This is a genomic window from Aeribacillus sp. FSL k6-2211 (assembly GCF_037966125.1).
GTDB classification, from domain to species: domain Bacteria; phylum Bacillota; class Bacilli; order Bacillales; family Aeribacillaceae; genus Aeribacillus; species Aeribacillus composti.
The window spans coordinates 3,267,152-3,279,004 of sequence record NZ_CP150190.1; the positions used below are offsets into that span (position 1 = coordinate 3,267,152).

The following is an 11,853-nucleotide window of genomic DNA, read 5'->3' on the forward strand; positions in this document are numbered from 1 at the left end:
ATTTTTTTTTTGCATGAAAGAAAAAATGAATTTATGTTTTTTGCGTTCAATGGAAAAAATTCAAATATCATCATAACGATTGTTTTTTCAGCTAAGGAGGATGGCTTTGGATACAGGTACACATTTCGTCATGGGAATCGCATTGGGAGGTTTAGCAACTTTGGATCCGGCTGTCGGCGGTTCCTTTCTGACAAGCGAGGCAGTTCTTGTTGGCACGATTATCGGTTCACAAGCACCAGATCTTGATACGGTTCTTAAATTTAAAAATAATGCAGCTTATTTAAAAAATCATCGCGGAATAACTCATTCAATTCCCGCAGTTTTATTATGGTCGCTGTTAATCACTGGAGCAATTCATTTTCTAATGCCAAGCAGCAGCCTCATCCATGTATGGATTTGGACGTTATTAGCTGTTGTTCTTCATGTTGTTGTCGACATTTTCAACGGCTACGGCACTCAAGCTCTCAGACCTTTTTCTGAAAAGTGGATTGCGCTGGGCACAATTAATACGTTTGATTCGTTTATCTTCATCGCTCATATTGTCGGCATTGGCATTTGGCTTTCCGGCGCCCATGGGGGCTATACCTTTTTAATTATTTATTGCATAATCGCTTTATATTATGTCGTTAGACTTCTAATGCAAAGATCGATTAAGAAAAAAATCTTAAACAGATGGAAAAATGTTGAAAACGTCATATTTAACCCAACAATGAAATTCCGCAAGTGGCAGCTCGTCATTGTGACAAAAGAACATTATTACGTTGCATATTCAAATTTTACCGAAATTCAAATCGTCGACCAGTTTGAGCGCAAAGAGCTGCCGAATCACCCTGCAATGGAAGCCGCAAAAAAAGACCGGAATATTTCAGCATTTTTGCATTTTTCCCCTGTTTTCCATTGGCAAATAAAAGAGCAGCTTGATTATACCGAAATCCGTTTGATTGACTTGCGTTATTTCAGCAAAGGTCATTATCCCTTTGTAGCAGTTGCACAGCTCGATAAAGACCTCAACATTGTTCGTTCGTACACAGGTTGGATTTTCAGTAAAAAAAGAATGAAGAAAAAACTTAAACCGCTAATTGATTGATTATGACATTTCCTTAATTTTCTTTTATATTGGCTTCTAATAAGCAAATACTATTTATGCGCGTCCAATAGCGCAAATTTTTTTCTCCTTGGAGGATCTGCGATGCGCAATAAAGCAAAAGGATTTCCGAAGCATGAAAAATTTGACGGTGAGCCACGTGCTAAAGCGGAATTCGCGTCACGTCGTGCGAACGGAACCATTAACACACACCCTCAAGAGAGGATGAAAGCTTCAGGAGAACGGGATAAAAATTTTTCATAACCATTGACCTTTCAAGAGGTGTTTACTAATGGACACTAACCGATCATCCTTATCAAAAAAGCAGAAAAACGAATTTTTAGGAGCTTGGGGAAAACCGAAACATTCATTCCGTCAAGTAAACGGGGAAACCCAGCAAACCCAAAGCTTAATCATTTTGGAAAACGAAATGCGAAAACGTTCATAAATAAATAATACGAGATCATGCCATTATTTGGCATGATCTTGTTTATACAGACCTTTTTTAATTTTTAAAAATAATCGCCTAGATTCAAAACTCAACTATGATTTCCTCGATTAAATTTAATAAAGAAAATATTTAGCTTCAACGTTGCTTGAGTAAACAAATTTCCATTATTCGCCTTATTAAATATATGGTTTTTTTTGATACTATTTGTTAACAAAAGATTTCAAGCTAAAAACGAAATCCGTATCCTTTCAAGGTCAATTGAGAGAGTATTCAGTTTGATAACCATAATGTAAAGTTAGGCGCGATGAAGCATAGCCACGAACAGGAAGAAAAAAACGATTGAAAGAAATCAACGGCCACTCTTTTCCCCAACTTCCTTCATTTTTCGTTCTCAACTTATTTCTCATTTATATTACTTTTTTTTAATCAACATCGATATCGGCAGTGCTTCCTCCTTTAAAGGAGATGATAACCGATACCCCCAAGCGAAGACTCCTTTTAAATATTCAACTTTGAAATATTCACCAGGAGCTCCATCGATTTCATACGTCTCACCTGGCGGAAAATCGTCAGGATTCAGCATATATGCTTTTGCCATAGCAATTTTCCTTTCCAGGACAGCATATTCGTTGATCATTCCGTGCTGTTCCGCTTTGCGCGCTTTTTCTTTTAATCGGGCAATTTCATTTTTTAGCTCGTATTCCGTCATTTCACTGTACCGTTTTTCCATTTCCTATTCCTCGCTTTTCTCTAAGTGTTTTTGCAAATATTGCTGAATAAGTTCTTGCGAAAAACCTTTTCGATATAAAAATTGCGCAAGCTTTTGACGATATGTGTACATATCTAGATGGGAATACTTTTTTTTCCCTTTTTCGCCTTGTATTAATAATGCTTCCCATTCTTGGTCATGACGTTCATGTAAAGGCAGCATCTCTAAAACAGCTTGAATCACTTCGGATGAAAAACCTTTCCTAAACATTGCCTGCTCTATTTTTTGCTTTAGCTGCGACATAGATATGTTCGCTTTTTTTCCCAATTGCTTTTCAGCTAATTTATACGCTGCTTCTATTTGTCTTTCTTTCGTGAAAAGATCAAGAGCTGCTTCTATCAAATCGCTCTCAATCCCTTTTTGTCCCAGTTCTGCTTTTATTATGCCGGGCCCTTTCAAAGTGGTTTTCATTTGCGTTCTTACAAAGGCTTCCGCAAACTCCTTGTCATTTACATAATTTTTTAATTGAAGCTCAACCATTACACGTTCAATAACCCTCTCATCTATACCTTGACTTACAAGATAGTCACGGACCTCTTTTTCCGATCTCATTCGATAGCCAAGAAAAGTTAAAGCTTTGTTGAATGCTGCTTTTATTTGATCCTCGTGCAAAATCGCATCTATATCCAGCTCATCAAGCTCCATCCCTTTTCTTAGCCCGTGCTTAATTAAAACATCTTCCCCGACGCTAAAAGCAAATATTTCACCGTTTCCTCTATCGACGTAAATATTAAAACGATTTTTCTTTTTAGGTTGAACTTCTATTTTTACAATAAACATGTACAGACACCTCATATTTATAGTACCATAGAAAAAATAAATAAATGGAAGTTTTAAGCATGAAAGTGTATGAATACTGTAACAATAGATTTTTCAGCTTGTAAGGAACATTTTGCTGACTTTTCTAGCCGTTGATGCTATAAAACTATGAAGTAAAATTCAACCGTTCTTATTATGATTTCTAAATATTTTGCTGGCAGCAGGCAAATCTGCTTCAGTCAGGAAATGCGGTCCTCACTGTTATTGCATCAAAGCAATAGGAAAAAAATATCGTCAAAGAAAATAATGTAATTTTGCCCTATTCACTGCTTATAGAAACTCTTAAAGTAGTAAGAAAAAAGTAAAATTTTCTTAATAATCTTTTTACAAAATTTTTGTTTTCTTTTCCATAGAAATCAAGTATGATACTAGAAGAAATGCTGACAATTAAATTTACTTGTTTTTAAGGGAAGGCAAATGGTGCGCCACCGGTCTTTGACCGGTTCTAGTGGGTTCGATTCCCACCCCGAAATTTTTACTTGATAAATAAAAATTTCGAGGGTGGGATCCGTTAGATTTCGTGGTAACCGCCCTCGTTGATAGAGGAGGATGAGCATGTTAAAAAAACGTGATCTAGCGGATTGTCAAGAGTTGTTCGAACTTATGGTTCATCCAGAGGTCTTCCCTTATGTTCGTCATAAAGCAACGTCGATTGAAGAATACATGTTTATAACAAAACAGTTGATTGAAGCAGAGGAACGAGGGGAATTAATTTCCCGCACCATTTTGGATGAATGGGGCTCTCCTATTGGAACAATCAGCTTGTATGATATTTTTGACCAAACGGGATTTCTCGGAACTTGGCTCGGCAAGCCGTACCATGGTAAAGGATATAATCAGCTTGCTAAGGACGCTTTTTTTCAAGAGATTTTTTATGAATTTGGAATTCAAACGATCTTTATGAAAATACGGAAAGACAATGAACGTTCCATGAAAGCCGCGCAGAAGCTTCCATATGTCTCCCTTGCCGATGAATCTCGTCAGCTTCCCCATATTGAAAACAAAAACTTATACAACATCTTTGAAATTTCAAAGGATATGTACACACTGTATACAAAACGAAACGGTTTCATGACAGACGAAGAAAGCAGATTGAAGGAAGCATAAAAAATTGGAAGAAGACATCCGAACGAATCAAGATGTCTGCTTCCATTTTTTTATCATTTCTTATTCTCTAATCTGTCCGCTTCCTTTAATAATATATTTTGTAGAAGTCAGTGCAGGGAGTCCCATCGGTCCTCTGGCATGGAGCTTTTGCGTGCTGATCCCGATTTCTGCGCCAAACCCAAATTCAAATCCGTCTGTAAAGCGCGTCGATGCGTTGTGGTAAAGAGCTGCGGAATCAACTAATTTGAAAAACTTTTCTACATTTGCGGCATTTTCTGTGATAATTGCCTCAGAATGGTTTGTTCCGTAACGATTAATATGCTCGATTGCTTCATCTACATTCGAAACAAGTTTCACTGCCATTGTATAATCTAAATATTCCGTTTCCCAATCTTCTTCTGTCGCTAATTTCAAATGCGGGAATTCATTGTACAATGCTTGATCGACTCGCAACTCCACATTTTTCTCCTCGAGCTTTTCAATGAGCTCGCGAATATACTCCTTATTCCAATTTTCATGGATGAGAAGAGTTTCGGCTGCATTGCAGACGGAAGGTCTTTGTGTTTTTGCGTTTACAGTTATATCAATCGCCATCTTTTTGTCTGCTGATTCATCAATAAACACATGACAATTGCCTGCGCCCGTTTCTAACACAGGGACAGATGAATTTTCAACAACTGTTTTAATCAGATTTTTCCCTCCGCGAGGAATTAGCACATCTAAATAATCATTTAATTTGAACATTTCCGCTGCCGTTTCCCTGCTGGTATCTTCCAGAAGCTGTACACTGTCGGCAGGAAAATTCGCTTTTTCTAACGCCTCTCGTATCACCTTTACGATCGCCATATTTGAATGCAATGCGGATGAGCTGCCGCGAAGAAGAACAGCGTTCCCTGTTTTTAAGCAAAGGCTTGAGGCATCAATTGTCACATTTGGTCTGGCTTCGTAAATCATCCCAACAACTCCGAGCGGCACCCGAACTTTTTCGATTTGTAAACCGTTCGGACGAGTCCAGCTTTCCAGCACTTCCCCAACTGGATCTTGCAAATAAATCAATTGTCTTAACGATTCAATCATTCCGTTAATTCGTTCTTCGTTTAAAAGAAGACGGTCAATTAGAGCGTCGGATAAACCATTCGCTTTCCCGTTTTCAATGTCTTTTTCATTTTCTTTTAAAATATAAGGCGTTTCTTTTTGCAATTGTTCAGCGATGATTGATAATGCGTTGTTTTTTTCTTCAGTAGTCTTTGCAACCAGTTTGGCAGCAGCTTCTTTTGCCAGCTTCCCTTTTGTCAACACTTCACTCATATCATCATCTCCTTACTCGTTATCGCTACAAATTGATCACGGTGAACCACTTCAGGATGTATGCGCTTTGTCATTTCCATCGCTTTTTGACTCGGCATGCCCATAATTTCTTTTAATTCTTCAGATGAATAATTGACTATGCCTTTTCCGATCAGCTTTTGTTCCTTGTTTAAAATTTGCACCACGTCTCCGGATTGAAAGTTGCCGCTGACACGCTTAACGCCAGCAGGAAGGAGCGATTTCCCTTCCTTCAAAATAGCCGCTACTGCTCCATCATCGACTTCCACATCACCAGATATGATCGAATGAAGAGCAATCCATGCTTTTGAATTACGAACAGCACTTAAATCGTTTTTGCCAATATATGTTCCGTCACCGTTCCCATTTAAAATTTCTATTAATTTCTCTTTTCCTTGACCTTTCCCGATAAATACGGATACACCGAGGGCAAGTGCCGTTTTTGCCGCCATGAGCTTTGATTTCATGCCACCTGTTCCAACTTTCGAACCGGATGTTGCCTCTGTTTGTTCAATTAATTCATCTGTTACTTCCGGCAAAAAATCAAATCGTTTCGCATTCGGATTTTTGGTAGGATCTTCTTCATATAAACCGTTAATATCCGTCAAAATAATAAGAAAATCGGCATGCAATAATCCGCTCACAAGAGCTGACAGCATATCGTTGTCTCCAAACGTCAATTCCTCAATCGAAACCGAATCATTTTCATTGATGATCGGGAGCACTTGCCGCTTTAGAAGCTCCGATAAGGTGGCGTATGCGTTTTGATATTGCTCTTTATGCTGAAAATTGCTCCTTGTCATCAAAAGCTGGGCACATACAATGCCGTATTTTTTAAATGCTTCTGTATAAGCCTGGATAAGCAGCCCTTGGCCCACTGCCGCAGCCGCCTGTTTTCCTCTAATTGTCACAGGCCTGGAAGGATATCCAAGATCTCCATACCCTGCTGATACCGCTCCTGACGAAATTAAAATTACTTCATACCCTGCTTCCTTCAATTTAGCAATCGCTTCAACATGCTCGTGCAGCTTTTCTTTACTGAGTCCCCCGTTGTCATCTGTTAAAGAACTGCTTCCTATTTTTACGACCACTCGCTTTTTCCTCACTAAAAAACACCTCTTCATTGCTTGACAGTCATAAAAAAGACTCATATCATCCTTTCGAAAAAGGACGAATATGAGTCTATATCCGCGGTACCACCTTTTTTAGCACTAGTTTAGTGCTCCCTTTAGCCTGTAACGAAGGATACGGTCAGGTTATGAGCCTGACAGCTCCAGGGGTAGGTTCAATAGCTTATCAGCGATGAAACCTTTCAGCCATAGGGTTTCACTCTCTTTTTCGCCTAAAGTCTATTTACTGGCCCCTTTCAACGCCGAAAATATACTTTTTTTAAAATTATGTTTCAAAAATTTTTAAAAGTCAAGATGATTGCTGCATTTAAACATTTGCTTGTTGATTGAATTTTTTGTTTGTAAATTTATCTCTCAAATACGGCAGGATAAACCGATCAGCTCCCCAATAATACGCAGCTGCGCCTACTGCCATTAAAATGATTGCTTCAGTGTACATAATCGGATTCGTGCTTGTTGTTCCAGCTAACATAAAATTCAAGTTCATAAACGCACCAGCAATTAATGCAGGAGTTGTAAACAATCCCAAAATCAGTCCGATGCCAACTAACACTTCTCCAATTGGAATAATAAAATTAAAAAGTTCTACATTCGGAAGAGCAAAGTTTTCAAGGAACGCTGCATACCATCCTTGAACGGCCGGATGTTCTCCGGTTGCTTTAGCAATCGCCCCTTTTAAAAATCCTGTCGCATCAAATCCACCCAGCTTTTCGACTCCCGCGACAAACCATTGATAACCGAGCCAAATTCTAAGAGCCGCCCAGACAACCGCCATTTTTGGACCTTTCAGCCATTCCATCTTCAACCATCTCCTTTGTTTGTTTTTTCACTTTTATTTTTCGAAGAAGTTTGTGAAATATTTCACTAACTTCTTCAATTTCAATATATAATTTTCTGAATTTAATTTCAATATATTTGTGAAATATTTCACAAATTGTTAACAATTACTATAGTTATCCACATTCATAGTAGGATTTTATGGAAAAAATCCAGCTTCTTAAGCTCCAACAGTTACATAATATCCACAAAAACAGTATGGATAATGTGTATAAGTTGTGAATTGTTTGAAATATCTGTGGATAAAATAAAAAAGCACTCACCTTCTCTGGACGATGAATGCTTATACACAAGAACGATCTCTCGAATTTACATTCAAATTAGAGCTGTTGCAAAAGAAACCGTCATTTTACAGAAGTGTGCATATTTGCCGATAACAAAAATTTTAGACATAACTAAATCTATTAAAACGTGGAATTTCTTTTCATAAAAAAACAAGCGCCGTTTCAACAGCCGCCTGCTAAGCACTATGCTGCAATTTATTTTCTTTCTCTGCACGCTTATTTTTCTCATAACCGATCGCTAACACAATCAATGTCATAATTCCGATAAGTAAATATTCGATCCACAAGTTTTGGATGTGAAACCATTGTTCAATATGTTTATCCTTAAAGATCATCTCACCGGCGGTCCAAGCTAAAATTCCAGATCCAACATATACAATCCATTGAAATTTGTTCATTAATTTTACGATCGCTTTTGATCCAAAAATCATAATTGGAATACTGATCAAAACTCCAACCGCAATCATGCCGATATGGCCGTGTGCCGCACCTGCTACTGCAACCACATTATCCAAACTCATGACGGCATCTGCAAGAATGATCGTTTGAATAGCTTTAAGCAGACTGCTTTGAGATTGGACATGCGCAGCTTCTCCGTCATCTACCAAAACTTTATAAGCAATCCAAAGCAGCAAAAATCCGCCGACAATGTTGACAAATGGGATTTTCAACAGGACAACAATAACGGATGCAAACAAAATCCGTAATGCGACCGCACCTCCAGTCCCCCAGAATATAGCTCTGTTTTGCTGTTCTTTCGGCAGATTTCTCGTTGCCATTGCAATTACAACTGCGTTATCGCCGGATAAAATAATATCGATTGCAATAATTTTTAATAAGGCAATGATGGCGTCAGATGAAATAGATATACCAACTGAAAATAAATCCAATTGTTATTCGCTCCTCTATTAAAAAATGTATACGTATAGATTCTATCCCTACCTTCCTTTGAAAGCAAATCCAATATTTTACCTATTTAAAAATTAAAATGAGTCATCTCCTTGTCAGCTGCTGGATAAATGTTCGAATGGCAGTGGAAGAAAGAAGACCTTTTCGATAAATAATTGCAACCTCTTTACGCGGAAGTTCGTCTGCAATTTTCAAAAGCTTGACAGAAAACTCCGGGCTGTTTTCAACATAAAGCTTTGGCAGGATCGTAATTCCGTTATGTAAAAGCGTCATCTTTAACAACGAATACGTATCCGACAATTCCACAATTGGGTTTAACTTAATGCCTTCTTTATTACAAAATGAATCGATCGTCTGTCTAAGAACATATTGCTCGGGCAATAAAAAGATCGGGTACGATTGAAGCTCTTCCAAATATATTAAATTTTTTTCAGCTAAAGGATGATCAAGGGATACAATGGCAAAAAACTCTAATGAAAACCATTTAATAACCTCTACTTGCGGATGATGAACTGGTAAATAGACAATCCCTATATCGAGCTCAGACTTGACTATTTTTTCTAACGTTTCTTCCGTTTTTAGATCGTAAACAGAGAGTTTTATATTTGGAAACTGTGAGTGAAACGTAAGCAAGGAAGAATAAAGAAGATGATTGCCAACACATCCGATTTTTAAATGGCCGCGATTCAATCCTTTTAATTCATGTATTTTAATTTTTGCTTGATCAATTTCAGAAAAAATTTTTTTCACATGTTCAAGTAAAATCTCTCCGCTTTCCGTTAATTCAATTTTTTTCCCCATTCTTCGAAAAAGAACTGTATCAAGACTGTTTTCAAGAAGGCGAATTTGCTGGCTTAATGTTGGTTGCGTAATCCCCAGCTTTTCTGCAGCTTTCGTAAAATGCAGCTCTTGACTCAATATTGCAAAATATTGCAAAAGACGGAACTCCATTTTATAGCTCCTTTCTATAGATATTTTCTATTATTATGATAGTTATTATAGTATTGTACTATCTTTTCTTTTCAAGTACAATTCTGATTACGGAATTATCTGACTAGTATTAATTATCTAAATTATGTTGAAAGGGTGTGTGTTGTTTGACCAGCCGATATACGACAAGCAAGGCACTTTTAGAAGCGTTACAAGAAGCTGATGTTTCCTTTATTTTTTCAAATCTAGGAAGCGATCACCCTGCCATTATTGAAGCCCTTGCCGAAGCTGAAAAAGAGGGTATTGATTTTCCGAAAATCATTACTTGTCCACATGAAATGGTTGCCTTAAGCGCTGCACATGGATATGCTCAAGTAAGCGGGAAACCTCAAGCTGTTTTAGTGCATGTTGAATGCGGCACGCAAAACCTTGGCGCTGCCATTCACAATGCTTGGAAAGGTCGGGTGCCTGTCCTCATTTTTGCCGGAACTTCTCCATATACTCAAGAAGGGGAGCTTCGGGGAAGCAGGAACGAATTTATTCACTGGATTCAGGATGTTCCCGATCAGCCCGGAATTGTAAGGGGTTACATGAAGTATACTCATGAGATTCGCACCGGGAAAAATGTAAAACAAATTGTCCATCGTGCCCTGCAAATTGCTCAAAGCAGCCCGAAAGGACCCGTATATTTGACGAGCGCTAGAGAAGTTTTGGAGGAGGAAGTAGAAAAAGTAGAAATTCATCCTGAGCAATGGAGACCAATTGCAGCGCGTGCACTGGCACCACAAGAAATAGATCCTTTAGTGAAAGATTTACTGGCAGCAAATAATCCGCTCATTGTCACGTCATATATTGGCAAAAACAAACAAGCGGTGAAAGAACTCGTTCAATTTTGTGAAAAACTTGCGATACCTGTTTTAGAGTCAGTGCCAAACTATATGAACTTTCCATCTGATCACCCGCTTCATTGCGGATATCAGTGGAATACTTCAACACAAAACGATTTAATCGAAAAAGCAGATTTTATAATGGTCATTGACAGTGATGTTCCTTGGATTCCAGTGAATAATAAACCATCGCCAAATTGTACGATTTACTATATTGATGAAGATCCGCTGAAGGAAGGGATGACATTATGGTATATCCCATCAAAACGTTTTTTCGCAGCTGATGCCGAAACGGCCTTGCGGCAGTTGAACGAAGTGATTAAAAACGCTGACATTGACAGCTTGCAAGTAAATGAAAGGAGAAAACAAATAGAAAAATATCATAAAGCTCAGCGTGAAGAATGGAAAAAAGCTGAACAATTTTTTGACGACATTATCACGCCTGAGTATTTAACTGCCTGCATACGGGAAGTGTGCGATGAAAACACGATTATTGTCAATGAAGGCATTTCAAATTTCCAAACATTATATACCCATTTGCAAATGACCAAACCAGGTTCTATTTTTGGCAGCGGCGGAGGCGGACTTGGATGGAACGGCGGAGCAGCGATAGGAGCAAAACTGGCAGACCCGTCTAAAACAGTGATCAGCCTTACTGGAGATGGATCTTATCTGTTTAGCGTCCCTTCGAGCGTTCATTGGATATCGCAAAAATATGACGCGCCATTTTTAACCGTAATTTATAATAATCGCGGTTGGAAATCTCCGAAACTGTCAACCTTAGCTGTTCATCCGAATGGTATCGCAAATGAAACGAATCAATTTTTCGTAGATTTCACTCCTCATGCTGATCTTTCGAAAATTGCAGAAGCTGCAGGTGGCGCCTATGCAAGAAAAGTAGAAAACCCTCATGAGCTGAAAGAGGCTCTGAATGAAGCAATAAAAACTGTCAAGTCTGGCCGTTCCGCTGTTTTAGATGTATATTTGCCCGCTATTAGTCAAGAAAACCAAATGAGAGAGGAAAAAAACCATTCCACAGTTTAAAAAGCGGGAGCAAAAAGCATTTAAAATTTGAATTCATTTGGAATAGTTGAAAGTACAAAAATTTTAAAGCTGCGGAGAAAGTTCAAAAACAAGATGGAATCATCAAGAATGTAGGCTAAAAAAGTTTTATATTCCTTTCATCGCACATCGTCCGAAATATAGAAAACCAGCAGCCAATGATCTTATATTCAACCAGCAGCATTTTCTATTTCTTTTTGCCCTTTTATGTAAGCGCTATCTAAAGGTTATGTTAAATTTTAAATCTAGATAGGAGTG

The 11,853-nt window shown here is 38.1% G+C and carries 12 protein-coding genes and 1 other annotated feature; of the genes, 5 read left to right on the top strand and 7 right to left on the bottom strand.

Annotated elements, in window-relative coordinates:
• The first annotated feature begins 106 nt into the window (after positions 1–106).
• The 3 genes from NSU19_RS15795 to NSU19_RS15805 all read left to right on the top strand — a co-directional run bounded on the left by NSU19_RS15795 (position 107) and on the right by NSU19_RS15805 (position 1,532).
• Positions 107–1,087 (top strand): metal-dependent hydrolase, encoded by a 981-nt coding sequence (locus NSU19_RS15795; RefSeq protein ID WP_327848068.1) that lies wholly within the window; start codon positions 107–109, stop codon positions 1,085–1,087.
• A gap of 102 nt (positions 1,088–1,189) precedes the next feature.
• Positions 1,190–1,348, top strand: a complete 159-nt coding sequence (locus NSU19_RS15800) for a small, acid-soluble spore protein K (RefSeq protein ID WP_063386264.1) — start codon at positions 1,190–1,192, stop codon at positions 1,346–1,348.
• A 28-nt stretch (positions 1,349–1,376) separates the two neighbouring features.
• A complete protein-coding gene (locus NSU19_RS15805; RefSeq protein ID WP_082829369.1) occupies positions 1,377–1,532 on the top strand; it encodes a YpzG family protein in 156 nt (51 codons plus the stop codon).
• A gap of 415 nt (positions 1,533–1,947) precedes the next feature.
• On the opposite strand, the gene NSU19_RS15810 is transcribed toward NSU19_RS15805, so the two are convergent.
• Complete coding sequence (locus NSU19_RS15810) at positions 1,948–2,265, bottom strand: YfhH family protein (protein WP_327848069.1); 318 nt, start codon at positions 2,263–2,265, stop codon at positions 1,948–1,950.
• 3 nt (positions 2,266–2,268) lie between these two features.
• Positions 2,269–3,084, bottom strand: a complete 816-nt coding sequence (gene recX / locus NSU19_RS15815; protein WP_339197290.1) for a recombination regulator RecX — start codon at positions 3,082–3,084, stop codon at positions 2,269–2,271.
• A 594-nt stretch (positions 3,085–3,678) separates the two neighbouring features.
• On the opposite strand from recX, the gene NSU19_RS15820 reads away from it, so the two are divergent.
• On the top strand, positions 3,679–4,230 hold the full coding sequence (locus tag NSU19_RS15820) for a GNAT family N-acetyltransferase (RefSeq protein WP_063386267.1): 552 nt from the start codon (positions 3,679–3,681) through the stop codon (positions 4,228–4,230).
• Positions 4,231–4,290: 60 nt separating this feature from the next.
• Here NSU19_RS15820 and NSU19_RS15825 read toward each other — a convergent pair whose 3' ends face one another.
• From NSU19_RS15825 to NSU19_RS15845, 5 genes are all read right to left on the bottom strand, one after another.
• The gene (locus tag NSU19_RS15825; RefSeq protein ID WP_063386268.1) at positions 4,291–5,538 is read right to left on the bottom strand and encodes a glutamate-5-semialdehyde dehydrogenase; all 1,248 of its coding nucleotides are present in this window, start codon (positions 5,536–5,538) and stop codon (positions 4,291–4,293) included.
• Complete coding sequence (proB, locus tag NSU19_RS15830) at positions 5,535–6,662, bottom strand: glutamate 5-kinase (RefSeq protein ID WP_063386269.1); 1,128 nt, start codon at positions 6,660–6,662, stop codon at positions 5,535–5,537. Before proB ends, NSU19_RS15825 begins: the two co-directional genes overlap by 4 nt.
• A 57-nt stretch (positions 6,663–6,719) precedes the next feature.
• Positions 6,720–6,935: a binding site (T-box leader), on the bottom strand.
• Between the two features lie 58 nt (positions 6,936–6,993).
• Positions 6,994–7,485: a DoxX family membrane protein gene (locus tag NSU19_RS15835; RefSeq protein WP_066247308.1), complete on the bottom strand. Its 492-nt coding sequence runs from the start codon at positions 7,483–7,485 to the stop codon at positions 6,994–6,996.
• Positions 7,486–7,983: 498 nt separating this feature from the next.
• A complete protein-coding gene (locus NSU19_RS15840) occupies positions 7,984–8,697 on the bottom strand; it encodes a TerC family protein (protein ID WP_235600384.1) in 714 nt (237 codons plus the stop codon).
• 103 nt (positions 8,698–8,800) lie between these two features.
• Entirely contained in the window at positions 8,801–9,667 is an 867-nt protein-coding gene (locus tag NSU19_RS15845; protein WP_063386271.1) for a LysR family transcriptional regulator, read from the bottom strand.
• 146 nt (positions 9,668–9,813) lie between these two features.
• Here NSU19_RS15845 and NSU19_RS15850 point away from each other — a divergent pair, with 146 nt between their 5' ends.
• Entirely contained in the window at positions 9,814–11,577 is a 1,764-nt protein-coding gene (locus NSU19_RS15850) for a thiamine pyrophosphate-requiring protein (protein ID WP_063386272.1), read from the top strand.
• Positions 11,578–11,853: the final 276 nt, after the last annotated feature.